Annotated in this window: 25 protein-coding genes and 1 tRNA gene; 13 read left to right on the plus strand and 13 right to left on the minus strand. The window is 65.6% G+C overall.

The features are described 5' to 3' along the window. Positions 1 to 282: 282 nt before the first annotated feature. Complete coding sequence (locus OIE67_RS53255; protein WP_326634824.1) at positions 283 to 780, plus strand: hypothetical protein; 498 nt, start codon at positions 283 to 285, stop codon at positions 778 to 780. Further along, complete coding sequence (locus OIE67_RS55710) at positions 780 to 1,013, plus strand: endonuclease domain-containing protein (protein WP_407674816.1); 234 nt, start codon at positions 780 to 782, stop codon at positions 1,011 to 1,013. Before OIE67_RS53255 ends, OIE67_RS55710 begins: the two co-directional genes overlap by 1 nt. A 683-nt stretch (positions 1,014 to 1,696) precedes the next feature. On the opposite strand, the gene OIE67_RS53260 is transcribed toward OIE67_RS55710, so the two are convergent. Continuing rightward, the gene (locus OIE67_RS53260; RefSeq protein WP_326634825.1) at positions 1,697 to 2,377 is read right to left on the minus strand and encodes a hypothetical protein; all 681 of its coding nucleotides are present in this window, start codon (positions 2,375 to 2,377) and stop codon (positions 1,697 to 1,699) included. Positions 2,378 to 3,262: 885 nt separating this feature from the next. Between OIE67_RS53260 and OIE67_RS53265 the strand changes: the two genes are divergently transcribed. Further along, the gene (locus OIE67_RS53265) at positions 3,263 to 5,077 is read left to right on the plus strand and encodes an IS481 family transposase (protein ID WP_407674941.1); all 1,815 of its coding nucleotides are present in this window, start codon (positions 3,263 to 3,265) and stop codon (positions 5,075 to 5,077) included. A 191-nt stretch (positions 5,078 to 5,268) separates the two neighbouring features. Here OIE67_RS53265 and OIE67_RS53270 read toward each other — a convergent pair whose 3' ends face one another. From OIE67_RS53270 to OIE67_RS53285, 4 genes are all read right to left on the minus strand, one after another. Next, complete coding sequence (locus tag OIE67_RS53270; RefSeq protein WP_245956714.1) at positions 5,269 to 5,517, minus strand: GntR family transcriptional regulator; 249 nt, start codon at positions 5,515 to 5,517, stop codon at positions 5,269 to 5,271. Between the two features lie 812 nt (positions 5,518 to 6,329). Next, positions 6,330 to 6,896 carry a nucleoside/nucleotide kinase family protein gene (locus tag OIE67_RS53275; RefSeq protein ID WP_326634826.1) on the minus strand — a complete coding sequence of 189 codons (567 nt, stop codon included), beginning with the start codon at positions 6,894 to 6,896 and terminating at the stop codon, positions 6,330 to 6,332. Then, complete coding sequence (locus tag OIE67_RS53280; protein ID WP_407674817.1) at positions 6,893 to 7,921, minus strand: AAA family ATPase; 1,029 nt, start codon at positions 7,919 to 7,921, stop codon at positions 6,893 to 6,895. The genes OIE67_RS53275 and OIE67_RS53280 overlap by 4 nt, the downstream gene beginning before the upstream one ends. Positions 7,922 to 8,168: 247 nt before the next feature. Next, the gene (locus OIE67_RS53285) at positions 8,169 to 8,540 is read right to left on the minus strand and encodes a winged helix-turn-helix domain-containing protein (protein WP_326634828.1); all 372 of its coding nucleotides are present in this window, start codon (positions 8,538 to 8,540) and stop codon (positions 8,169 to 8,171) included. A gap of 147 nt (positions 8,541 to 8,687) precedes the next feature. Between OIE67_RS53285 and OIE67_RS53290 the strand changes: the two genes are divergently transcribed. From OIE67_RS53290 to OIE67_RS53325, 8 genes are all read left to right on the plus strand, one after another. Further along, complete coding sequence (locus OIE67_RS53290) at positions 8,688 to 9,023, plus strand: SCO3933 family regulatory protein (protein ID WP_326634829.1); 336 nt, start codon at positions 8,688 to 8,690, stop codon at positions 9,021 to 9,023. Then, the gene (locus tag OIE67_RS53295; RefSeq protein ID WP_326634830.1) at positions 9,016 to 10,350 is read left to right on the plus strand and encodes an FtsK/SpoIIIE domain-containing protein; all 1,335 of its coding nucleotides are present in this window, start codon (positions 9,016 to 9,018) and stop codon (positions 10,348 to 10,350) included. The genes OIE67_RS53290 and OIE67_RS53295 overlap by 8 nt, the downstream gene beginning before the upstream one ends. 13 nt (positions 10,351 to 10,363) lie before the next feature. Then, positions 10,364 to 11,062 (plus strand): DUF2637 domain-containing protein, encoded by a 699-nt coding sequence (locus tag OIE67_RS53300; protein ID WP_326634831.1) that lies wholly within the window; start codon positions 10,364 to 10,366, stop codon positions 11,060 to 11,062. A 9-nt stretch (positions 11,063 to 11,071) separates the two neighbouring features. After that, positions 11,072 to 11,395 (plus strand): hypothetical protein, encoded by a 324-nt coding sequence (locus tag OIE67_RS53305; RefSeq protein ID WP_326634832.1) that lies wholly within the window; start codon positions 11,072 to 11,074, stop codon positions 11,393 to 11,395. 11 nt (positions 11,396 to 11,406) lie between these two features. After that, positions 11,407 to 11,568, plus strand: a complete 162-nt coding sequence (locus OIE67_RS53310; protein ID WP_181308870.1) for a hypothetical protein — start codon at positions 11,407 to 11,409, stop codon at positions 11,566 to 11,568. Positions 11,569 to 11,781: 213 nt separating this feature from the next. After that, positions 11,782 to 13,152 carry a replication initiator gene (locus tag OIE67_RS53315; RefSeq protein ID WP_326634833.1) on the plus strand — a complete coding sequence of 457 codons (1,371 nt, stop codon included), beginning with the start codon at positions 11,782 to 11,784 and terminating at the stop codon, positions 13,150 to 13,152. Then, positions 13,145 to 13,336 carry a helix-turn-helix transcriptional regulator gene (locus tag OIE67_RS53320; RefSeq protein ID WP_106253235.1) on the plus strand — a complete coding sequence of 64 codons (192 nt, stop codon included), beginning with the start codon at positions 13,145 to 13,147 and terminating at the stop codon, positions 13,334 to 13,336. The genes OIE67_RS53315 and OIE67_RS53320 overlap by 8 nt, the downstream gene beginning before the upstream one ends. Then, positions 13,333 to 14,697, plus strand: a complete 1,365-nt coding sequence (locus tag OIE67_RS53325) for a tyrosine-type recombinase/integrase (RefSeq protein WP_326634834.1) — start codon at positions 13,333 to 13,335, stop codon at positions 14,695 to 14,697. The genes OIE67_RS53320 and OIE67_RS53325 overlap by 4 nt, the downstream gene beginning before the upstream one ends. 850 nt (positions 14,698 to 15,547) lie before the next feature. On the opposite strand, the gene OIE67_RS53330 is transcribed toward OIE67_RS53325, so the two are convergent. From OIE67_RS53330 to OIE67_RS53350, 5 genes are all read right to left on the minus strand, one after another. Continuing rightward, positions 15,548 to 15,970 carry a hypothetical protein gene (locus OIE67_RS53330; protein WP_106253232.1) on the minus strand — a complete coding sequence of 141 codons (423 nt, stop codon included), beginning with the start codon at positions 15,968 to 15,970 and terminating at the stop codon, positions 15,548 to 15,550. 2 nt (positions 15,971 to 15,972) lie between these two features. Then, positions 15,973 to 17,100, minus strand: a complete 1,128-nt coding sequence (locus OIE67_RS53335) for a scabin-related ADP-ribosyltransferase (RefSeq protein ID WP_326634835.1) — start codon at positions 17,098 to 17,100, stop codon at positions 15,973 to 15,975. A gap of 21 nt (positions 17,101 to 17,121) precedes the next feature. Then, a complete protein-coding gene (locus OIE67_RS53340) occupies positions 17,122 to 17,361 on the minus strand; it encodes a hypothetical protein (RefSeq protein ID WP_106253229.1) in 240 nt (79 codons plus the stop codon). Positions 17,362 to 17,501: 140 nt separating this feature from the next. Then, positions 17,502 to 18,182 carry an HAD family hydrolase gene (locus tag OIE67_RS53345; RefSeq protein WP_326634836.1) on the minus strand — a complete coding sequence of 227 codons (681 nt, stop codon included), beginning with the start codon at positions 18,180 to 18,182 and terminating at the stop codon, positions 17,502 to 17,504. Positions 18,183 to 18,400: 218 nt separating this feature from the next. After that, positions 18,401 to 18,473 (minus strand) — tRNA-Arg (locus OIE67_RS53350). Between the two features lie 384 nt (positions 18,474 to 18,857). Between OIE67_RS53350 and OIE67_RS53355 the strand changes: the two genes are divergently transcribed. Together OIE67_RS53355 and OIE67_RS53360 are read left to right on the plus strand one after the other, a co-directional pair. Then, a complete protein-coding gene (locus OIE67_RS53355) occupies positions 18,858 to 19,148 on the plus strand; it encodes a hypothetical protein (protein ID WP_326634837.1) in 291 nt (96 codons plus the stop codon). Positions 19,149 to 19,576: 428 nt separating this feature from the next. Further along, positions 19,577 to 20,698 (plus strand): D-alanyl-D-alanine carboxypeptidase family protein, encoded by a 1,122-nt coding sequence (locus OIE67_RS53360; RefSeq protein WP_326634838.1) that lies wholly within the window; start codon positions 19,577 to 19,579, stop codon positions 20,696 to 20,698. A gap of 21 nt (positions 20,699 to 20,719) precedes the next feature. On the opposite strand, the gene mscL is transcribed toward OIE67_RS53360, so the two are convergent. The 3 genes from mscL to OIE67_RS53375 are packed head-to-tail and all read right to left on the minus strand — an operon-like array spanning position 20,720 to position 22,550. Next, complete coding sequence (gene mscL / locus OIE67_RS53365) at positions 20,720 to 21,124, minus strand: large conductance mechanosensitive channel protein MscL (protein ID WP_326634839.1); 405 nt, start codon at positions 21,122 to 21,124, stop codon at positions 20,720 to 20,722. A 23-nt stretch (positions 21,125 to 21,147) separates the two neighbouring features. Then, positions 21,148 to 21,747, minus strand: coding sequence for a CpaB family protein (locus OIE67_RS53370; RefSeq protein WP_326634840.1), 600 nt, complete (start codon positions 21,745 to 21,747; stop codon positions 21,148 to 21,150). Next, the gene (locus OIE67_RS53375; protein WP_106253220.1) at positions 21,744 to 22,550 is read right to left on the minus strand and encodes an S-methyl-5'-thioadenosine phosphorylase; all 807 of its coding nucleotides are present in this window, start codon (positions 22,548 to 22,550) and stop codon (positions 21,744 to 21,746) included. The genes OIE67_RS53370 and OIE67_RS53375 overlap by 4 nt, the downstream gene beginning before the upstream one ends. Between the last annotated feature and the right edge of the window lie 91 nt (positions 22,551 to 22,641).

The following is a 22,641-nucleotide window of genomic DNA, read 5'->3' on the forward strand; positions in this document are numbered from 1 at the left end:
GAGAAATCGCCACTGATATGGAGCCATGCCAGCGGGAGGCGTCATCCCGAGGCCTCTGTAAAGGGCATGCCCAGCAGAAGAGCGCTGGCCGTCCGCTACAGCCTCTGGAGGGCACGGTAGAAGCGTGCATATTTCCTGCCTGCGAGCGGCCTGCCCACTCAGCGAAACTATGCAAAAGTCATTATGCACAGAAAGCCCGCGGCCAAGAGTTGCGGCCGCTGAAGGCCGTAACTGTGGTTCGAGTCTGCACATTTCCTGGGTGCGGCCGGCCTCATGATGCCAATGGACTTTGTGACTCCCATAATTACCAAAGACGGAGAGGTCAAGAGCTTCGTCCGATTGGCTCTAGCTTGGGAAAATCGAAAGAGCCGTGCACAGAGCCAGGATGCACGGAAGCGAAAGTGGCGAAAGGCCTATGTAGAGCACATTACTCGCAACAATATCGAGGCCAGGAGCTGCGTCCCCGCAGAACAGCTGGGGAGATCAACTTTTGCAAGGTTGAAGGATGCGAAAAGCCTCGTCATAGCTACGGATACTGCTCTATGCATGCAGGCCGGTTCCGTAAGCATGGCGATCCGCTTTTCAACTCATACGAAGAGCATGTTAGGGATGATGGTTGGGTACGGTGCCGTCTGTGCGAAAGATGGAAAGATCCGGGAGAATATCCTGTTCAGAGGATCTCGCGTAGGCCCGGCCAGCGAGCAGGGCGACTTTGCCGAAAGTGTCGAGTTCTGCAGCGTCACAACATTACCGCAGAGCGCTTTGAAAATCTCGTTCTGATGCAGGGCGGCTCTTGTGCTATATGTCGAGTTACATTAAGTCGGGGTCCGGATACGCACATTGACCATGACCACGAATGTTGCCCAGGCGCGAACTCCTGCGGTCGTTGCATCAGAGGTATCTTGTGCGGGAATTGCAACAAAGCTCTAGGGCTCATGCGGGATAATGCTAAAATTCTTCTCAGGGCAGCGGAGTATTTGAAGAATGGAGGTTTCCCGGGCCAAATCTTGTAGTCCCTCATCTCAACCAAATGGATGAACGCGTCGTAGGCAGCCTTGGTGTCGCCGGCCCAGGCGACGCCGTTCGCGGTGAGGCGGGTGAACGTAGACTCGGCCTTGAGGTCGCCGCGGTCGCGGGCTTCGCGAACGAGTGGCGCGCCAATGATGCTGCAAAGATCGGCCGTGTCGGATGTCGTACTCGGCGAGGGCAGATCGCTGGCGCCCTTTGACGCGCACGCGCTCAGCCCTCTACCCCTAGTACGGCGGCGCCAACGTCATCATCGACTAACACCGACGAACGCGATCATTAAGGCCGCCCACGCCGACTTGCTCCCAAGAAGCCGACATGGGGCGCTGATGAGCCCTTAATTCGAGTGAAGCGGAAGGCCGTGATCTCGACCGATGCTGCTGCTCAACCGTGTGACGCGGTACGAGACGATCAGACTATGCGAGGCGACGTTGTTGCACTTCCTTGCTGTACAGCAGACCACAGCAACCCGTGTATCCGGTGGCAAGCCGACCCGGAGCGCAGGGCCACCAGGCCCGAGCACCGGAAGCGGCGCGGCAGCATGACCTTCTACATTCAGGTGTGGCAATCATCGGTCGCGCCGATTTGGTCGGGTGCCAGCAGAGGAGTTGCCCTCGATGTGGATTTGATGGCCGACGTTGCCATCAGCACACAAGAGCGGTGGAGTTGGTCATGGGGAGATATACCAGCGATGTCGCCGTAGGCTAAGTACCTTGCGCTTCTCAAGTTCATAAAGGGTCTCGGTAACTTTCACCCCGTCCAGTTGCCCAGCGAGGTCACGAATAATGGTTTCGGTATATCCCCCAAGGTATCCCGTTGCGCCCGGCTCGCTTAGTCTTTTTATATCGTAATTAACGATTGCCAGGGATGCGCAGTGAGTATACACCGCCTCATATACCAAGCGTTCCGTATCAGAAAACCTTGGCATAATGTTGACAAGGCGCTCAATTTCTTGCGGGATCCTTGTGATCGTGGTCACGCCTACCGTGTTCAGCAGAATACGCAGAATGCCGACGATGCTCTTCACGGCCTCTATTGCGCCGAAATGCACACCTTCGCGAACTCGAAGCTCAGGTGGAGCTGATCCCTTTCCGGCGATATGGACCTCCCACTCTGTGGGCTCTATTTCGATCTTTGGTACGTCGGGCGACAATAGAAGGCTGCCAACAAGGAATTCGAATATCTGATCGATGAACGCAGTGGTCGTCTCCACCCCTCTGTTGAGCATTTGGCGAATTTCTGAATCGCTTATTGTCTGATTCTTCCACTCGTCCTCAAACTCATATCTCTTGACACGACGAACGGCTCTTGAAACGATCTCGCCTGGCTCGAGTGAGTGGAAGTGGCCCATTCCAGTTCCAATCCTTAGAGCATCGTCCTTAAAGTGCAGGCGGGGCGGCGGATGCTTCGGCCTCTCTTGGCACCTCGCGCAGTAGCCTGCGTCAAGAGGGTATGCGCATTGAGGACACTCATTTTGCTTGCTCATTGCTCATCGATTTAGGCCGTAGGAGTAGATACCACTTGCTATCTTGCCCTCGGCAAGCAAACGCGACCTCTACTCAGCGCAACCCATGTGTGATCGCTCGTCCAATGCCTGACCCCTGATCATCTCGCATGCCGTCGGACCGCACCGCGAAGCGGGGGCAGGCCGGAGATACAGTGTCAAGCCTGGGTTTCGCGCATACATTCGCTGGCCGCCGTTTCTGAGTGATCTGTTGTCCTGCGGTCACGGCCGCGCTTGATGTGGAGGAGCCAGCCTGTTGAGCTTGCCTGGGTCGATGAGGTGCGAGGTAATCACGTCCGCCTCGACCAGTCCATTAGGCCGCCCGCACGAGGTGCTCGCCTCGGGGCCGAAGATCCTCGCCGAAGGCGTGTTCTGATCGCCACCAACTGTGGCGAGTTCGGCTACTGTCCGGCCTTGGCCTGTTAGGTGCTTGGATTATTTTAGGCTGTTCAGCATGACGGCTTAGCGCGTGGGCGGCGCGGGCCGCGACCGGCCGGAGAGCCGCAGCGCGGCCCGCTGGCCGCCTAGACGCGCGGCAGGCCGCCGCAGGCGGGCTGCCCTTGAAGTCGTAGAGAAAGTTCTCATCCGTCGGGTCATGATGGCTGTGTGCTGTCCCGGGACATGCTTGACGGATGAGTCCCAGGACATGGGCGACAGGTGCTGTCATCGGCCAGTCTGGCGTGCGTCGTTGCGGCGTCGTGCGTCGGGAGGCCGGGATTGGCCCTGGTGGATATGTCTGTGGTGGAGCAGCGGTATCGGGCTGTGCTGGCGGTGCTGGCCGGCGCGTCGGTGACCGAGGTCGCCCGGGAGGTGGGGTTGGCGCGGCAGACGTTGTCCGGGTGGGTGTCGCGTTATCGGGAGTCGGGGCTGGGCGGGCTGGTGGATCGCTCGCGGCGGCCTCATTCGTCTCCGTCACAGATGCGGGCGGAGGTGGAGGTGCTGGTGTGTGAGCTTCGGCGGCAGCATCCGCGGTGGGGTCCGGTCCGGCTGGCGCATGAGGCCGGCCGCCGGGGTGTGGATCCGCCGCCGTCGCGGATGGGGGTGTATCGAGCGCTGGTGCGTCACGGGCTGATTGAGCCGGGTGCGGGGCGGCGCAAGCGGGTCTTCCGTCGCTGGCAGCGTGAGGCGCCGATGGAGTTATGGCAGCTGGACATCGTCGGCGGCGTGTTCTTGGCCGACGGGCGGGAGGTGAAGGTGGTGACCGGCGTTGACGACCATTCCCGCTTCTGTGTGATCGCCAAAGCGGTGGTGCGGGCCACCGGCAGGGCTGTCTGCCTGGCCTTCACCGAGGCGCTGCGGGCGTTTGGGGTGCCGGGCGAAGTGCTGACGGACAACGGCAAGCAGTTCACCGCGAGGTTCGGCCATGGCGGTGAGGTGCTGTTCGATCGGATCTGCCGGGACAACGCGATCGTGCATCGGCTGACTCAGCCGCGCTCGCCGACGACGACGGGCAAGGTGGAGCGTTTCCATCAGAGCATGCGCCGCGAGCTGCTGGATGACGCTGGCCCGTTTGAGGACCTGGCCGCGTTCCAGGCGGCGCTGGATGCGTGGGTGGAGCATTACAACACTGCCCGGCCGCATCAGAGCCTGGACATGGCCGTCCCTGCTGACCGGTTCACGCCGGTGAGCGAGGCCGAGCGGGAGATGTTGCCGCTGCGTCTGCCGGCGATCCTGACCGCCCAGCCAGACCCGGCACCTGCCACGGACGATGCGGCCGCCGACGCCGCTGCTCGGGTGCCGGAGCGCCAGAAAGGCAGTAACGAGGGCACGCAGGTGGCCAGGCGTCCGACGAGATCGGCAGCGTCCTGGCCGGGCGGGCCTATCGAGTTCGATCGGGTGGTGCCGGCCAGCGGCAACCTGGGGGTGGCCGGCAAGCAGTTCTGGCTCGGCCCGGCTCGCGCCGGTCAGGTGATCACCTTCTGGGCGGACGTGAACGTGATCCACCTGCTGGTCGGGGGAGCGCGGCTCAAAAGCCTGCGCTCCCACCTGTCGACCAGCGACCTGGCCCGGCTGTTCGCCGACGGTGGCCGCCCGGCAGGGCCGTCGCCGCTGCCGCAGGCGGAGAACGACGCGGTGGTGGAAGTGGAGCGGACGGTCAACAAGTACGGCATGGTCAGCCTGGCCGGCCGCTATCTACTGGCCGCCGAGATCTTGGGCGGACGCCGGGTCACCATCCGGATCGAGGAGAAGACGCTGATGTTCCTCGACCCTGACACCCGGCAGCTGCTGCGCACGCGGCCGAACCCGTTGATCTGGCAGAAGTGCCTGATGCTGCGTGGTGCTCGCCCTGCCGGCCCGCCGCCTGTCCCGGAGCGCTCGCCGATCACGGTGCAGCGGCGTGCGAACTCCTTCGGCGTCATCATGGTGGCCCGGCAGACCGTCTCCCTTGGCCGCCTGCACGCCAGCCAGGTCGTCGCGGTGCACGTCAGCGACACCACGCTGACCATCGACCTGGACGAGGGCCCGCGCACGGTGCATCGCACCACCGACCTTCCGGTCCGCAACGTCAAAGCGCACCGGCCGTACAAGGTCGACCATGTTTCCTAGATCACCTGTCGCCCATGTCCTGGGACAGAAACGTCAGGCATCTCATGGGACTAGACAGGGTCATGATGGCCATGACGGCTCTGTGCTGGGCTTGCAACCTTGTGCCTCCGCCGAGCCGTTGACCTTGCTGTTAGTTGGCTGACCTGTAGCGGCATGACCAGCACGTCCGGACTGGGAACAGATGGCCGGCCTCAGGCGTCCCCGGACGTGGCTTGGGCAGGTGGACTAACGAAGCTGCCGAGGTTGGGGACGGTGTAGATCAAGCCTTCGTCGCGCAGCTGGCGGATCGCCTTGCGGATGGTGTCGCGGGCGACGCCGAACTCCTGGACGAGTTGAACTTCCGAAACAAGATGCTTTGGCGGGTACTCTCCGGTGGTGATGCGTTGACGTAGAACTTCGGCGATTTGTTGCCAGCGTGGCCGATCAGGCTCGAACTCCATCACGAGCTAAGCGTAGAAAGGGGGCGTCGCGGGTCTTCAGTCGCCTCTATGGATCTATCGGTATCTATAGGGGTCTGCGGCTAGCCCACGGTACCTATAGGGGTAGACAGGTTCTCTCGCTTCCTTCTACAGTCACGGTATGGCGTTGGTGAGCGATGGTTCAGAGCCCCTCGGGATGGGGTTTTGCAGCTGCGCCCCGGCATGGCTCCTCGTGAGGGCGCACGCTGTGACTGGAGATGGCTCGTCGCTCACCAGCGCCTGTTCATCGATCGCGGTCTCCGCAGGCGCCGCCCGGCACTCCGTTGGTGATCGCTCGTCACGCGAAGGACAGTGATCCCCTGTGGCAGATGATTTCGACTTTCACGGCATGCACCCCGCTGCGCCTCGTCCGGACGCGGTGCCGGTGAGGTGGACCCAGGTGCAGGACCGTCCGCTTCCAGCACGGGTGAGGGGCTACACCTGTGAATGCCTGTCCTTGGTCTTCGAGCAGTGCATAGCTGGCGGGCTGGGCTTCATCCGGAGATACGACCGTTCGATCACTCCATGTGGCATCGCCGAGAGCCCGCGAGTGAGAGTCGCCGAGGTTCAGGCGCTGTGGCGGCAACTCATGAGCGGAGAAGCGAGGTGACGACGCGCCGGCCCCGCAGATCGCGCACACGTAGCGCCCCTACTGCGGTGGCCTCTCGGCCCGCGCCTGCGGCCGGCTTTCGTTTCATCCGGCAACCCAGGTCGGAAGATCGTGCGGACATCCTCGGGAGTGAGTGGATGTCCGCACGGGCCGCGCGGGCTCTGTGGCTGCTGATCCTGACTGGTCAAGCACGCTGACCGAGTGGTACTGCTCGCTTCTCGAAGAACCTGCTTGCTATCACGTGTGCGATCTCATCTGGACTGGCCTGGTCCGTGTGGAATCGGTGGTGGAACAGGCCGTCGTCGTTGGCGCCTAGGTCGGTCAGCGTCTCGTCCCATGCCTGGAGGCGGTGGAGTGTGTCGTTGTCGCCGCGCTGGCGGGAGCGTTGCTCACAGACTTGACGCGGAACCCAGAGCAGGACGGTAAGCCATGGGGCGGCCTGGATCAAGCGGTGGATGTCGGCGATGTTGCCCAGGTGGACGATCGGCACCCGTCCGGTCGAGGTGAGCTGATCGATCTGGTGGCGATCGATGGCGTAGGTGTTGCCGTAGCGGTGGGATTCGACCAGGAGCCGTCCGGCGTCTCGCAGCGCGGCCAGTTCTGCGGCGCTAACGAAGTCGTACTCGGTACCGCGCCGGTTTCCCGTCTTGAGCTTCCGCACCAGCGTGAACCGCGGGTCGAGCTTTCTGAGAGCGACGGTGGCAGTGCTCTTGCCACTGGCGGGCGGCCCGTACAGCACGATGCCCATCATGTCAGGATCCGTTTCAGCGTCTCACGGGTCTGGTCGGCCAAGCTGATTGCGGCACCGAGCCGGTTGTCGACGGTGATGTGTGTGGTGGGTGGGCTGGTCTCGATGTTGAGGGTGCTGACGTACGCCTGCCAGTTCTGGATTTTCCAGGCGTCGCGGGGGGCGCCGCGGAACTCGATGTACTCGCGCATGGATGCGGCGTCGCAGCGCACCCACACCACGGCCACGTCGATGCCTCTGGCCGCGCACCGGTTGGTCAGGCGCGACACCCAGTCGGGATCGCTCAGCTCGGCGATGAAGGGGGCCGTCAGGATGGCCGAGGTGCCTACTTTGAGGTTGTCGAACGCGGTCTCCATCAGGCAGCGGTACTCCAGCGGCCGGACCTCGCGCAGGTACAGCTCGGTATGCCGGTCGTGGGGGTCACCGTCGAGGGAGATGAGCAGGCGTTCGACCATGGGGCGGGTCAGGGAGTCCTTGTCCAGGAAGGCCCAGCCGGTGATGTCGGACAGGAACCGGGAGAACTCCGTCTTGCCTGATCCGGCGTAGCCGCCGACGAGCGTGAGGATGGGCTTGGGGCTGCCCTTGCCGTGGCGGCGTCGCCAGGCATCCACGACGCGGTTGAGAAGTGCGTTCTGCTCAGCCTTGGATGGGGTTCCTGAGACTTTGAGCAGAGTTTGTTCGATCACCTGGGCGGCGGCATTATCGGTGGCGGGATCGGTGGGCTGGGGCAAATCCGAGATGGAATTTTCCACTTCGGTTATTTCGCCGGGAAGTGCCAGGCGGAAACCGAGTGTGGGTTCATTTGCCTGGTATAGGAGGCAATAAGCTCTTCGGTAGTGAGGTCCGGGATACACCGATCCCTGTTCGTGTGCCCAGAGTGTCTGGAAATTGGCGGCTGGTGCGGTCAGGCCATGTCGATGGGCGACCTGGCGAAGCTGGTCACCTGCGGCTTCGAGGGTGAGCCCGTGTGCTTCGCGATGCTGGCGCAGGATCAGAGGTTGCCATCCAGGGCGGTGGATTGTCTTCAATTGCATCCTTTTGCGCACTTTGAGAAGCGGGCAATGTGTAAGCGGATGTGTAACCGCCGTGCAGGCAGCAGTGAAGAAGCTTAGCTAACGCTCTGTGATACTCACCAGCGCCGATGCGCGATGAACTAACGGCATCCCACCGGGGTAACGACCGACCTGAAAAGGGGTGCCGAAGTGACCATAAACCAGCGGATCCTGGACGAACTCCAGGCCATTCGGTCTGAAATGGAAGAATTGGCCTGCCGGGTCAGCGAGATCGCTTCGACCCTTGGAACACGGTCTTCTCCAACTCGGCGATCCGCTCACCGAGAGTCGCCAGAGTGCTCCGCATCTGAGCGAGCTGCTCCATGACCTCCGACGAGGTCGGCTCTTCCTCTGATGCCGATGCCGCGGCATCTTCGCGAACGAACACGCCCTTGCCCTGCTGGCCGACGATCAGTCCTTCAGTACGAAGCACGCTGATGGCCGCCTTGACCACGCTGGCCGAGACGTCATAGCGCTTGCATAGCTGGGCGGTCGAGGGCAGCGCAGCACCGGGCGCGAGTGAGCCCGTTCTGATCTGCGTGCGTAGGTCGTCAGCTATCTGGAGGTAGCCGGGCTGGCCGGTCTTCTCGACCATCCGATGCCTTCCGTGAGGGTGCGTGCCCCTCTAGTTCAGCACAGCCCGCATGACATGCCAACCAAGTCTTCGTGGAAGCCCTTGACAACTTAGAATTCCAAGTATTCTATGTATTCTAAGAGTCCAATCGAACGAAGGAACCACACCATGCGCACCGTCCCCATCCCTGTGGACACCAGCAAGCTCACCATCACCTGCGTGAAGGGCCCGCGCCCTCGCGTGCTTAACCGCGACACCGGCGAGATCAAGACCGACAAGAACGGCAACACGGTTTACGAGGTCACCGTCTCCGTCGAAGACGAGTTCGGCCGGATCGAACTCGTCAAGATCGGCATCACCGGAGAGCCGCCCATCAAGGCCGGCGACGCCGTCCAGGCGGTCGGCCTGCTCGGTTACATCTGGGAGATGGCCGGACGGTGGGGCATCTCCTACCGGGCCACCGCCCTGCTCCCGCAGCAGGAGCAGGAGGCCGCCAGTGTCTGACCAGTTCTTCTGGATGCTCGGAGTCCTGGCCGCTGTCGCGGCCGGGCTCTGGGCCTGGCGCCGCTGGCACTACCGCTCCTTCTGGCTCTTCATCGGCTTCCCGGTCACGGCCATCAGCATCCGGGGGTCCTGGCGCAAAGTCGCTCTCGGCTGCAACCTCACCAAGAAGCGGCAGCGCTTCTGGTTCACCACCGTCCCCGGTCTGGTCGCCTCGACCGGCGTGGTCCGCGTCAGGCGCAAGTGGCAGCGCATCGCGGTGGACACCAAGCCGTTCATGTGGCTGCCGCTGCCGACCCGTTACGGCTGGCGCGTCACCTTGCACACCCTGGAAGGACAGATTCCAGCCGACTACGCCGACGTCGCCGAACGCCTCGCGCACTCCTGGGGCGTACACGCCGTACGCGTCTCCTCCGACAAGCCCGGTCGGGTACGGCTGGCCGCCACCATCCGTGACCCACTGGTCAAGGTCGACGACCTCCCGCCCTCCACTGAACTGCTCAAGGTCACCGTGGGACGCCTGGAAACCGGCGGGCCCTGGGTCGTGGACTTCCGTACCGTGCCGCACTACATCAACGCGGGAGCCACGCAGTCCGGCAAATCCAACCTGGCCAACGCGCTCATCGTCGGCCTGGCCCCGCAACCCGTCGCCCTGGTCGGCTTCGACCTCAAGGGCGGCGTCGAGTTCACTCCCTACGCCCCGCGACTGTCCGCGCTGGCCACCACACGGGCCGAGTGCGGCGGGCTGCTGGATGACCTGGTGGCGCTCATGACCGACCGCATGGGCATCTGCCGAATGGCCTCGGCCCGCAACATCTGGCAACTACCGCCGCACCTGCGACCGGTTCCGATCGTGGTCCTGGTGGACGAGTTGGCCGAGCTCTACCTGATGGCCGACAAGTCGGAGAAGGACGAGATCGCCAAGACCTCGACCGCGCTGCTCCGGATCGCACAGCTTGGCAGGGCGTTCGGCATCTACCTCTTCTGCTGCGGCCAGCGCATCGGCTCCGATCTCGGCCCCGGCGTCACCGCCCTGCGGGCCCAGTGCTCCGGACGGATCTGCCACCGCGTCAACGACCCCGAGACCGCCACCATGACCCTCGGCGACCTCGACCCCGCCGCGCTCGACTCCGCCCGTGCCATCGCCGCCGAGACACCAGGCGTGGCCATCGTCGCCAGCCAGGACGGCCAGTGGTACCGCGCGCGCTCTTTCTACGTCAGCGAACAGACCGCCGAACACGCCGCTCACACCTACGCCGACCGCGCCCCGTCTTGGGCCGAGGTCATGGCCGCGCAACCTCACCAACTGCCCGACTCGCAGACCGCCTGAGAGGAGGAACGAGATGCGCCGCTTCGCCGCCTGGCTGCTCGACACCGGCCCTGTCCTGGTCCTGGCGCTTATCGCGGGTGCCGGCTCCTTCACCCACATCCGCGACACCGCCACCGAGCACGGACAGACCGGCTGGATGGCCTGGGCCATCGCTATCTGCATCGACCTGACCTGCGTCATGGCCGCCCGCGAACGCCAACGCGACAAGAAGATCGGTAAAGACCGGCGCGGACTCGTCTCCTGGCCCGTCCTCGTCCTGACCGGCGGCGTGGTCCTCTCACTGGCCGCCAACCTGCAACAAGCCACCCCGACCGCCTGGGGCTGGATCACCGCCGCCACCCCGGCCGGCGCCTTCCTCGTCGCGGTCTCCATGCTCGAACGCCGCGCCACCGCAACCCGTACCGAACCGTCCCCGGACGTCCCGCAACCGTCCCCGTCCTGGAGAGCGGCGTCCCCGGACGTCCCCGACAGAACGCAAGCTGCCCCGCAAGCGGACCGCCCCGCCCTCGTCCCCGCCCATGAGGACGGACAGAGCGACGGACCCGCACCCGCCCCGGCACTGATCGACTACGCCCGCCGCGTCGCCACCGAACACCACGCCAAACACGGCAAGCCCATCACCGGAGACCTCCTCCGCACCCGCCTGGGCGTGTCCGACCAACTCGCCTCGGAACTGCTCCGCACCCTGCTGACCACACCGGAAACCGCCTGAAGGAGAACCATGCACGACCACCGCAGAGCCCTCATCAACGGCCTGCTCAACCTGGCCATCTTCCTGCAAGCCCACCCGGACGTGCCCGCCTCGTCCAGCCTCACCCTCCACCACTTCCCGAACCACGACAACGACGACGACCTACGCGCCGAGATCGACCAGATCGCTGCCCGCGTCGGCTCAGAGATCGACTTCGAGGACTCTCCGTACGGCCACTACGCGACGTCCGTCCTCTTCGGACCGGTCGAATACCGCGCCGTCGCGATCCTCTCCACCGCCCGCGCCCGCCACGACGCCGACCGCAGCTACTACGGCTGCATCGACCCCAGCTAGGAGCGACCACCATGCGAATCCGTCTCGAAGGAAACCGCGCGGAGATCACGCTCGGCCTGATCCACCTGCGCGAGGTCTTCACCGTCACCGCGATGTCCCGGGCCTACCCGGACCGCGCCCACCCGCGCATGTACCGCGTCTACGTCCGCATCAGCCCGCGCGACAACCGCTGATCATCATGGACACCGAACTCCACCACTACCGCTGCTGCACCTGCAACGGCACTGGCATCTACGACGACCAGACCTGCGCCGACTGCCACGGCGCCGGCATCGACAACCACGGCGCATAGCCGCAGCGCCCCCCGCCTGGCCACACATCCGCCAAGACGTTCGCCAGGCCGGGGGCCATCCACACCAGCGTCACTGGATAGGACGGAACCCATCTTGCCCTGCCTTGCCCACTCCCACGCCGTAGCCGGGGTGATCGACCGGCTCAACCAACCTGACTACGACCGTTGGGCCCGCCAGATCAAGCGCACTGGCGGCTGCCGACAGCCGATCCACCTGCGCGGCAAGGTCGAACACTTCGACCAGGCCACTGGCCACCTGCTCCACCGCTACTCCACCACCACCGAACCGAACGGCGTCCTGCGCGTCCCGTGCAAGACCCGCCGCGCCTCCCGCTGCCCGGCCTGCGCCGAGGTCTATCGCGCCGACACGTACCAACTCGTCCGCGCCGGCCTCGTCGGCGGCAAGGGCGTCCCTGAGACCGTCGCCGCTCACCCGTGCCTGTTCGTCACCCTCACCGCGCCCTCCTTCGGCGCGGTCCACGTCCGGAAGGAGAAGAACGGCAAGGTCCTGCCCTGCCACGCCCGCCGAGACGCCGAGACCTGCCCGCACGGGCGGGTCATGTCCTGCACCGACCGGCACAGCGCCGACGACCCCCAGCTCGGGGAACCGCTGTGCCCGGACTGCTACGACTACGACGGCTCGGTCCTGTTCAACGCCATCAGTCCCGAGTTGTGGCGGCGCTTCACGCTCGCTCTGCGCCGTCGCTTCGCCCGCCTTAACGGCCTGACCGTCAGAGCCCTGCGCGAGCACGTCAGCATCGCCTTCGCCAAGGTCGCCGAATACCAGCGCCGTGGCGTCGTCCACTTCCACGCCGTCATCCGCCTCGACGGACCCGACGGCCCACACTCACCGCCACCCGCCTGGGCCACGGCCGATGCCTTGTCCCAAGCCGTTCAGCACGCCGCCGCAGTCGTCACCGCCGAGGTCAAGCCGCTGGCCCGGACGTTCCGCTGGGGCACCCAACTCGACGTCCGCCCCATCACCCTGGACGGCGACCTCACCGAACAAGCCGTCGCCGCCTACATCGCCAAGTACGCCACCAAGGCCGCGGAGTGCGTCGGCACCCTGGATCGCCGCATCCAACCCCTCGACAACCTAGAGGCACTGCCCGTCCGCGACCACGCCCGCCAGCTGATCGCCGCCTGCATGCGTCTCGGTGAGAACCCGGGCCTGGCCGACCTGCGGCTCATCCATTGGGCCCACATGCTCGGCTTCCGCGGCCACTTCTCCACGAAGAGCCGCCGCTACTCCACCACTCTCGGCGAACTCCGTGCCGCCCGAGAAGAACACATGCGCGCCGAAGAGATCACCATGGGACGGCTCCCGCTCTTCGACGAGGACACCGTTCTCGTCGTCGCGCACTGGGAGTACGTCGGGCAAGGGCTCTCCCTCGGAGATCAACTTCTCGCCGCTGCACTCACCGGTAGGCCACTCGCGACACTGGCGGTGACCGTCGATGAGTAGGCGCGACGAACTGCTGACCATTCCGCAGGTGCTCGCCGAGTTGGGCGGAGTCTCCCGGCGCACCTTCTACCGCTGGCGCGAACTCGGCCGCGCGCCGGTCTGCATTCAACTGCCCAACCTCGAACTCCGCGTCTGGCGGAGCGACCTCAACGCCTGGCTCGACTCGCGACGGGAGGCCGCGTGAACACCACCTACGACGTCAAGCTCGGCGTGATCCAGCACCGTACAGACCGCGAGACCCCTACGTTCATCGCCCGCTGGCGCGTCGCGGGCAAGGCCAAGTCCAAGAGCTTCCGGACCAAGGGCCTCGCCAACGCCTTCATGTCCGACCTGCGTCAGGCCGCCAAGATGGGGGAGGAGTTCGACATCGCCACCGGTCTGCCGGTGTCGATGCTCGCTGCCAAGTCCACCGGGCCGACGTTCCTGGAGTTCGCTCAGTCGTACGTGCTCAGTCGTTGGAGCACGTCGGCGGCCCGGACGCGGGAGACGGACGCCTACGCGCTCTTGACGCTGGTCCCTGCCCTGGTGGCCGACGCGCCGCGCCGGCCCAAGGACGACGAGCTGAGGGAAGTCCTCCGGACGTACGCGCTCATCCCAGAGAAGAGACGCCCTACCCCGACCGATACTCAGACCGCGGCATTGGGCTGGCTCGAAAGGGCGTCGCTGCCATTGACGGAGCTGAAAGAGCCGCATGTCCTTCGTGTGGCGCTCTCCGCCATCTCGGTCACCTTTGCCGGAGCACCCGCCGGCGCGAACACGGTGCGGCGTAAGCGCGCCGTCCTGCATCACCTGCTGGAACACGCCGTCGAGCAGAAGGCGTTCAGCAGCAACCCGCTGGACGAGATCAAGTGGACGGTGCCGAAGGCCGTCACGGTCGTCGATCCGCGTACCGTGGTCAACCCGGCCCAAGCCCGGCAACTGCTCGACGCCGTGCCAAAGGTGGGGCGGAAGCGCGGTCCTCGCCTCAAGGCGCTGTTCGCCTGCATCTACTACGCCGCGCTGCGTCCGGAAGAAGCAGCCGACCTGCGGCTGAGGAACTGCAACCTGCCTGAGACGGGCTGGGGTCTGATCGTCCTGGAGAGGGCGCGCCCGCAGGCTACCAAGCGCTGGACCGACTCGGGCCAGACCCACGAGTCGCGCCGCTTGAAGCATCGCGCGGACAAGGAGACGCGCGAGATCCCGATCCCGCCCATCCTGGTGGCCATGCTGCGCGAGCACGTCGCCGAGTTCGGCACCGCCGAGGACGGACGGATCTTCAGCACCGGAACCGGCGGCACCCACTCCAGTTCGGCACACTCGTACGTCTGGCAGGAAGCCCGCAAACTCGCCTTCACTCCGGCTCAGGTCGCCTCGTCGCTGGCCGCCCGCCCGTACGACCTCCGCCACGCGGCGGTGTCCCTCTGGCTGAACGCCGGCGTCCCGGCTCCTGAGGTTGCCAAGCGAGCCGGACACAGCGTTGACGTCCTGCTGAGGGTCTACGCCAAGTGCATGGACGGCCAGCAGGAACAGATCAACGGCAAGATCAACGCTGCTCTGGACATATAGCCCGACTTCACCTGTTGCCGACCCCGCTCTTCGCGGGGTCGGTTCGTCTGCGCCGTTGTCTTTACCGAGTCATTCCCGCTGGATGCCGCCCTATGGCGGCACTCTGACAGGTAGGGCGGCCAGTAGGGAGGATCATGCACGAAGACCCGAACCACCGCACCCCCTCGGTCGAAGAACTCCGCTCGCGGCGACGACCGCCGTATGGTCTACCCCTCCGGGATCGCCGCCGGCCCGGCCTGGACCCCGGCTCCTTCGACTGGCGGAAGTACTCGACCCCCACCCCGCCACGGCGGGCAACGTTGCACGATCGGCGGCGGCGGGCTCTGCCGGTGCTTGCCGCGGCGCTTCTGAGCTGCGCCGCCTTCAGCATCTGGGCGAGTCCCTGGGGAACGGGCGACGCCGCGTCGCGGCCGAACGCCGCTTCGACGACGACCCCTGTCCCGAGCGTTGCTGGGCACTCGATGGTATCTACGCCTTGGCCGTCGTCACGGGCAGTGCCCTCGACGACACCCCGGACACGACCCAACAGCTCGAAGAGCAAGGTGAAGTCGGCAAAGCCTCGTCGTCGATCAGTGCTTCGGATGGTGCCACGTCCCCAGCACCGACATGAGCAGGTAACCCCGCCTGTGAGGTCGGCCCGTCACCAGACGAGGGCCCGTGCTGAATCGCGTAACGAGCCCTCGACGCCCGCCGACTGGGGTCGGTCGACTGGAATCAAGGGCTCCACGCGCGGCGTCAGGGAGACTTCAGCCTCCTTGGTTGCCGCAAGATGCGACGAGTTGTTCCCGCCTTCCCACCCGGCGTTCCGCCTACGCAACCAGGCGTGTCATCAGATTTACGGCTAGCCAAGTCAGTCGTCATCGTCGTCGAAGCCGGCGATCCATTCGTTGATGTACTTCGTGCCTTCTTCGGCGAGGACCACGTCCTCCCTGGGGGCCGGGCCAAGGGAATCAGCGAGCTTCTTCGGATCCACCGGCTTTCCCGGGCTCACCAGATAGCACGACAGGCCGGTGCTCATCTGGCGGGCCATCGAGGAGACGAACGCGTTCCGGCGATACCTGTTGCACAGCAGGAGAAGACCTTGGCGCTCAAGCTCTTTCCGCAACTCGATCAGGGTGTCCTCGAAATCCACGGGCGATTGAAATTCCAGAGGCGGAGCGTCCTGCCGATCGAGGCGGAGTTCGCATATGTCATCCTCTTCGATATCCCGCAAGGTCACCACGCATGGCAGCCGCGACTCGTCTGCAAGCCTGACCAGTTCGAGCCTGTACATGCTCACCTCGGTACGTAGTTCGGGTTCGGGATCCATGTGTCCGGTGCGTCGTACTTGCCTAGCTTCCAAGCCCCTCTGATCTGCCCAGGATCGATCTTGGTAAAGATGATCTCCTGCTCGGGCAGCAGGTACTTGACGCGGCCTGCGTACTTCACAGGCGTGCCGTTGCCCCAGTCGTCTATCTCATAGATGAAGCCTTTGTATTTGATCGCGAAACCTCGGGCCACGCTCTTGCTCTCGGAGGCTGCGATCAAGCCGTTCCCGCCGGTCATGTGCTCTTCGATGCTCATCTCGGGGTTGCGCGCGGTCATGCCGTTCTCGAATATCTTCTCCGTTCTGCGCCCGTCACCTCGGAACAGCGGGGCCACGTCCTGGTCTACGCGGCCGGCGGTCCCGCTGTCGAGTGTTGACGGCTTCGTCGGAGGCCGGGCCCGTGTGTTCTCGGCGGCTTTCGCCAAGGCTCCTGTCACCCTCTTGCCGCCCGAGACCACACTGCTGGATCCGGCCGACGTGACGGCCGCCACGATGTCCGGGATGAGCCGGCCGAAGGCCCGCTCGGGGTTGGACGCCCAGGTGTCCCAGTCCACCGCCGTCTTGGCGAGCCCGACCGGATCCTGAACGCCCGCGATAACGGCCTGGGCAAGGTCGCTGATGTCGCGTTCCCATCCCATGCGATCGAAGAACATGCGATTGGGGGAGTGCTTGACCACCATCTCGCCCAACCCGGCGACACTCTCGACGGCGCCCTTGACCTGTTCGGTCATCGGGTCGCCGGAGTTCAGGTTCGGGTCGAACGTGGCCTGGAGGTGCTGGCCTACGCGATCCCAGAAGCCTCCCGCCAGCGGGAGGACCGCTCCTGGAGCGAACAGCGACTCATCGACATGAACCGGCTTGCCGCCACTGAACAGCTCCGGCTTGTCGAGCTCCATCCGCTCCAGAAGCAGTAACCGCCGGTTGACCTCCGGCCCTTGCTGCCCGGCCCACCCGGCCACCTGCCGGATCCTGTTGGCCGAGACCGGTGACAGCCAGGCTTCACGCAGCAGCTCCCATAACTCGTCCCCGATGGAGCCCAGCGACGATTCGGCGACGCGCAGTGCTTCCTTCAGCGCCCGGACTCCCTCGGGGACCATGCCCTCAAGCTCCCCCATGGCTCAGCCGGGGTTGTCCATGGGCGTGCGGGCCAGGAGCGCCCGTAGTTCGTCCACCGCTTCCGTGCATGCGGTGAGGAGGACCTGACGCTGGCCGGTCAGTTCGTGACCGAAGCGCTGCGCGGCCGGCCCCGTCCAGACGTTCTGCGACATGAGCGCCACTGCCCGATCGAGGCTGGTCCTGGCCTGGTCGGCTAATCGCTCCGCTCTGCGTAACGCCTGTTCCACTTGCTCCCGGGTCATACGCGACTCCCTCAGGCGCGATGATCGAGCATAAGACCAAGATGTGAAGCTATTGGACTTCGACACAGGAGACGGAGCAACCGAATCGCCGGGATTGATCTGATTGTTCAGGAAAAGCGCCGTGGGCCCTTACGCGATGATCAGTTCATCGGCCCGTCTGGGCGCAGCGCCATGGTTGCTTCGTGCAGGATGGCGATTCCCGCCATGACGTCGGTGACCACGTGGTCGGCTCGGTGCTCGTGACCTCGCCATGTTCCTCGGTCGATCCAGATCGCGCGTAGGCCGGCTGTCTGTGCGCCTTGGACATCTGCGATGGGGTTGTCGCCGACCATCCAACCGCCCTCGGTGAGGCTGGCTCCGCACCGCTCCGCCGCTATGTGGAAGAGGGCACTGTCCGGCTTGCTGATACCCTCGGCGCCCGAAACGGCGTACCCATCGACCACCTCGGCCAGGCCGGTTCGGCGGAGCTTGCCGAGTTGGTTGTCCGCCATGCCGTTCGTGACGATCCCGACCCGCCACCCTGCGGCGCGCAACTCGGCCAACGCCTCGGGCACGCCCGGATAGCAACGCACGAGGTGCGGCATGCGCCGGCGGTAGGCGGCCCACAGCTCGTCGACCGGTTCCGTCAGGGCGAACCGCTCACGTACTTTGCCGAAGAAGACCTCCCGATGCGCGTACCCCTCTCGATCCAGAGCGACGAGCCAGGCAACGCCCTCAGGCCCCAACCGTTGCTGCTCGGCGAACTCCTCCGTCCAGTGCAGGAAAGCGGTATCGAGGTCGATCAGCGTCCTATCAAGGTCAAAGAGGGCGAGATGCTGCATGCCGCCACCCTAGATGGGAGCATCTTGGCGCGACAGACCGGTCTTTGAATAGGCGATGAGCTCGGGAAACGCCTCCAAGATCATCCCCCGCATGTCCCCAGAACTCTGTCCTACGGCTGCATTCGGGTGCCCTCGGCGGCCTACTGAGGGTCAGGAAAGCAAAAGACCTGCAGCTGAGAAACCGCAGGTCAGAGGCCAAATTTGCTGGTCGAGATGAGTGCCCCCGGCAGGATTCGAACCTGCGGCACCCGCTTTAGGAGAGCGGTGCTCTATCCCCTGAGCTACGGAGGCGGACTCTCGTAAGCCTAGCGAAAGTCTGGCACTGCCCGCGACGTGAGGCGCCGATCAGTTTTGTGGGGTTGGTTATGGGTGCTCTGAGCTGCGGTAAAGCCATGGCAAGCGGTCGGTGGCGGGTTCGGGGGGCGTGGATACCGTCTGCTCGTGACCAGGAGGCGATGTACGCAGGCCCGGCGGCGGCCCGTTGTTCTGTTCGGGGCGTTGCTCGCGCCGGCGATTCTGGCGGGTGGGTTGCTGGCGGGGGAGATGCGGGGGCTTGGGTTGACGGGGCCGCCGGTGATTGTGCCTAGCGGAGGGCGGGGGGTGGCGTTGGAGCCGGTGTTGGTGGCTGCTCCGCCTCGGCCTGATCGGTGGTATGAGGGGGTGGTGCCTGCTCCCGTGCGTGAGGTGGAGGTCTCGCCTCCTGTGGAGGAGGAGGTGCCGGAGGAGGTCGTGGTGGCTTCCGAGGCGCCGGAGGAGGCCGTTCCTGAGGAGCCTGTGACGCCGGCTCCCGTGCGGACTCGGGATGGGTGTCCGGGGGAGTGGGTGGACACCTGGTTGTGGGAGTTGTGCCGGGATCGGGAGCAGGAGAGGGCGGGGATGGGGAGAGGGGTGGGAGCGGACGCGGAGATGGAGGCGGAGGCGGAGGCGGAGGCGGAGGCGGGGAAAAGTTGGGTGCCGGGGATATGAGTCGCGGGGGAGGATCCGGGGCTGGGGCTGGGGCTGGGGCTGGATTGTGCGGGAGTGTCAGGGGGCTGAGGGCTGAGGCTGGATTGCGGGTTCAGGGCTGGAGGCTGGGGCTGGAGTGCGCGGGAGGGTTGAGGGTTGGGGATCTGGATTTCGGGAGGGTTCGGGGTCGGGGAGCTGGAGTGCGCGGGGGACTTGAGGGCTGGGGGATGAACCGCGGGGGGTGGTGGGGCGTACTGATCAAATAAGGGTGTGCTGATCGAACCGCGGTGTGTGTGAGCGGGGGAGGTGGTGACTGGGTCGGGGTGGTGTGTGTGCGGGGCGTGGCGAGGTGAGCAAAGTGGGCTATTTGTCTCATAGCAGCTCTTCCGAGTTCGGTCCGGACACTCCGGGGGCTGTAGTAACGTGCGTGCCTGACTTGGGTAACGAGAGTGCAAACGGAGGAGTCGAACGTGCCAGCCCCTCGATCAGCGGGTCTGATCGCGGTAGTCATGGCGGTGGCTTCTCTTCTCGTGCCCGGTGGGCAGGTGCCGGCTCAGGCACAGGCGCGTTCGAAGGCGCAGGCCCAGGGTCAGCTCGATCGGCGGGATCCGTCCAATTTGACCGAGCTCAGGAGAGAGGCCGAGAAGTCGGCCAAGGAGCTTGAAGAGGCCACCAAGGCGCTGGAGAAGCGGCGGGCCGAGATCGCGAGCTCCGAGCGGACGCTCAAGAGCAAGCTCTCCTCGTTGCAGCAGCTGGAGCAGCGGGTCGCGGTGATGCGGCAGCCGGTGTCGCAGATGGCCGAGTTGCTCTATCAGCAGCCGCTCATGGCGGGGGGCTTCGTGCCGTTCCTGACGGGCGGCGCGGATGAGAAGACGCTGCGGGCGTTGTCGGACGCGACCCAGATGGTGGCCGTGCGGCAGCAGGCGGTCGAGCAGACCAGCACGCTGTACAAGGAGGCCGAGCGGCTGGCCGGTGAGGCGCAGGAACTGCGGGCCGGCAATCTGCTGGCCGAGGCGCAGCTGGCGGCCGAGGTGGACACCTTGCGGCAGCGGTCGGACAAGATCGTGAAGTCGCTGACCGCGGCGCTGGTGAAGCTGGGCATCAAGATCGACAAGGTGGGGCGGGCGGCGCTGGGGTGCAATCCGCTGCGGGCGGCCACGGCCGATCACTATCCCAACGGGCTGATCCCCCCGTCGATGCTCTGCCCCTTGCAGCAGAAGGGGCAGAGTCTCAGGGCCGACGCCACCATCGCGTTCGTCAGTCTGAACGAGGCCTACCGGCGCCGGTTCGGCAAGGCCATGTGTGTGACGGACGCGTACCGGAGCCTGGCCGAGCAGCAGTCGGTCTACTACCGGCGGCCCGGGTTCGCGGCGGTGCCGGGGCGGAGCAACCACGGGCTCGGGCTGGCTGTGGACCTGTGTGGCGGTGTGGAGCGGTCGGGGTCCGCGGAGTTCGTGTGGATGGAGAAGAACTCGAAGCGGTATGGGTGGTTCCATCCGTCGTGGGCTTACAGCAGCCCGTTCGAGCCGTGGCATTGGGAGTACGATCCCAAGATCGATTCGTTGGTCTGAGCGTTCTGCGAGCCCACGGGTTCACAGGGCGACGGGAGTGACTTCCTCGCTGCAGAAGGCGCAGCGGCTCGCCGCCTTGGGGATCTCCGACAGGCACTCGGGGCAGTCGCGGGTCTTCGCCTCGATCTTGGCCGCGGAGCGGTCTCTGAAGTGGGTGTACGGCTTGACGACGAGGAAGTAGAGCACCGCGGCGACGATCAGGAACGAGATCACCGCGTTGATGAGGTTGCCGTACATGAAGTTGGACTGGCCGATGGTGACCTTGAGCGTGGAGAAGTCGGGCAGGCCGCCGAACGCCGAGATCAGCGGGGTGAGCAGGTCGGCCACGAACGACTGCACGATCGCGTTGAAGGCGGCGCCGACGACCACGGCGACGGCCAGGTCGATGACGCTGCCCTGGGTGAGGAACTTCCGGAATCCGTTCATGGGAAGTGATCGTAGTCGAGCCATTACCCAGGGTTAGGTTTGATGGCGATCGACAGGCGGGCGTGGGCTTGGGCGGTGGCGAGTTCGGCCGCTTGGGTGATCGTGGTGGCCAGGACGATCAGGCTGCCGTTGGACGAGGACAAGGACGGGGACGACGCTCCGGGGATGGTGAGGACCTGGCTGTCCGGGGCGATCTGGCGAGCGGGTACGCCCTCCGCGTAGGAGGCCAGGAGTGTGATCGTGGAGCCGGGGGAGAGCAGGGCGGCCGCGGCGGGGTCGGAGATGCGCACCGGGGTGGCCACCAGGCCGGGTGGGAGGCGGTAGGAGGACAGGAGGCGGGCGTCGGTGAGGGGCTCGCCTCGGCGCATGGGGGCGGTCAGGGTCTGGGACGCCGACGGGGAGATGGTGCGCACGGCTCCGGCGGGCGGCGGGACGAGCGCCGCCGGATGGAAGTCGGCCGGGTCGAGCGGGCCGGCGGCCAGGTCGCGCGCGGCCACCAGCACCGTGGGGGCGGAGGCGGCGGGGCGGGTGGCCAGGAAGGCGGCCAGCACGGACAGGGCGGCGAACGCCGCCGCGACGAGGCGGCGGCGACGGCCGTAGCGGGCCGGCCAGGATCGGATCACGGCAGCTCGAACGGGAGCTTGAGGCCGTCGAGTGCCGAGCCGCAGGAGCAGGTGCGCTCCTCGGGGAGGGACTGGACGGTCTCGGACACCAGGGTGCGCATGCGGGTGACGTTTCTGGCGAAGAACTCCAGCACCTCGTCATGGGTGACGCCCTGGCCGGCCTCGACCCCGGCGTCGTGGTCGGTCACGAGGGAGATCGAGGTGTAGCAGAGGGCCAGCTCGCGGGCCAGGATGGCCTCGGGGAAGCCGGTCATGCCCACGATGGACCAGCCGTTGGCCGCGTACCACTGCGACTCGGCGCGCGTGGAGAAGCGCGGGCCCTCGATGACGACCAGCGTGCCGCCGTCGACCGTCTGCCAGCCGCCCTCCTGCGCGCGCTTGACGGCGGCGGCGCGGCCGGACGGGCAGTAGGGGTCGGCGAAGGAGACGTGGACCGCGCCGTCGGTGTCGTAATAGGTCTGTACGCGCCCAGAGGTGCGGTCGACGAGCTGATCGGGGACCACCAGGGCACCCGGGCCGTATTCGGCCTTCAGCGAACCCACGGCGCTGGGCGCGAGCACCTGGCGGACGCCGAGTGAGCGCAGCGCCCAGAGGTTGGCGCGATAGGGGATGCGGTGCGGCGGGAAACGGTGATCTCGCCCGTGTCTGGGGATGAACGCCACCGAACGCGAGCCGATGCGCCCGATCGTGACGACATCGCTCGGGGGGCCGTAGGGGGTGGCGAGCTGGAGCTCTTCGGCGTCGTCCAGCAGGGAGTAGAAGCCCGAGCCGCCGATGACGCCGATGTCTGCGCGAGTGACCATGGCGCTGAGAGTAGCGGGAGCGGGGTGCCGCTAGAACGACCCGAACGCCGTTCTGTGGATAACGGGGTTCGGGTGTTGCGGGCGCGCCGAC

It is taken from the genome of Nonomuraea fuscirosea, from assembly GCF_035917475.1.
Classification (GTDB): Bacteria; Actinomycetota; Actinomycetes; order Streptosporangiales; family Streptosporangiaceae; genus Nonomuraea; species Nonomuraea fuscirosea.

Excerpts from the sequence above, each read along its gene's own strand:
- OIE67_RS53255 (WP_326634824.1), top strand. The coding sequence starts at position 283 with ATGGACTTTGTGACTCCCATAATTACCAAAGACGGAGAGGTCAAGAGC.
- OIE67_RS55710 (WP_407674816.1), top strand. The coding sequence starts at position 780 with ATGCAGGGCGGCTCTTGTGCTATATGTCGAGTTACATTAAGTCGGGGT.
- OIE67_RS53260 (WP_326634825.1), bottom strand. The coding sequence starts at position 2,377 with ATGGGCCACTTCCACTCACTCGAGCCAGGCGAGATCGTTTCAAGAGCC.
- OIE67_RS53265 (WP_407674941.1), top strand. The coding sequence starts at position 3,263 with ATGTCTGTGGTGGAGCAGCGGTATCGGGCTGTGCTGGCGGTGCTGGCC.
- OIE67_RS53270 (WP_245956714.1), bottom strand. The coding sequence starts at position 5,517 with ATGGAGTTCGAGCCTGATCGGCCACGCTGGCAACAAATCGCCGAAGTT.
- OIE67_RS53275 (WP_326634826.1), bottom strand. The coding sequence starts at position 6,896 with ATGATGGGCATCGTGCTGTACGGGCCGCCCGCCAGTGGCAAGAGCACT.
- OIE67_RS53285 (WP_326634828.1), bottom strand. The coding sequence starts at position 8,540 with ATGGTCGAGAAGACCGGCCAGCCCGGCTACCTCCAGATAGCTGACGAC.
- OIE67_RS53290 (WP_326634829.1), top strand. The coding sequence starts at position 8,688 with ATGCGCACCGTCCCCATCCCTGTGGACACCAGCAAGCTCACCATCACC.
- OIE67_RS53300 (WP_326634831.1), top strand. The coding sequence starts at position 10,364 with ATGCGCCGCTTCGCCGCCTGGCTGCTCGACACCGGCCCTGTCCTGGTC.
- OIE67_RS53305 (WP_326634832.1), top strand. The coding sequence starts at position 11,072 with ATGCACGACCACCGCAGAGCCCTCATCAACGGCCTGCTCAACCTGGCC.
- OIE67_RS53310 (WP_181308870.1), top strand. The coding sequence starts at position 11,407 with ATGCGAATCCGTCTCGAAGGAAACCGCGCGGAGATCACGCTCGGCCTG.
- OIE67_RS53320 (WP_106253235.1), top strand. The coding sequence starts at position 13,145 with ATGAGTAGGCGCGACGAACTGCTGACCATTCCGCAGGTGCTCGCCGAG.
- OIE67_RS53330 (WP_106253232.1), bottom strand. The coding sequence starts at position 15,970 with ATGTACAGGCTCGAACTGGTCAGGCTTGCAGACGAGTCGCGGCTGCCA.
- OIE67_RS53335 (WP_326634835.1), bottom strand. The coding sequence starts at position 17,100 with ATGGTCCCCGAGGGAGTCCGGGCGCTGAAGGAAGCACTGCGCGTCGCC.
- OIE67_RS53340 (WP_106253229.1), bottom strand. The coding sequence starts at position 17,361 with ATGACCCGGGAGCAAGTGGAACAGGCGTTACGCAGAGCGGAGCGATTA.
- OIE67_RS53345 (WP_326634836.1), bottom strand. The coding sequence starts at position 18,182 with ATGCAGCATCTCGCCCTCTTTGACCTTGATAGGACGCTGATCGACCTC.
- mscL (WP_326634839.1), bottom strand. The coding sequence starts at position 21,124 with ATGAACGGATTCCGGAAGTTCCTCACCCAGGGCAGCGTCATCGACCTG.
- OIE67_RS53375 (WP_106253220.1), bottom strand. The coding sequence starts at position 22,550 with ATGGTCACTCGCGCAGACATCGGCGTCATCGGCGGCTCGGGCTTCTAC.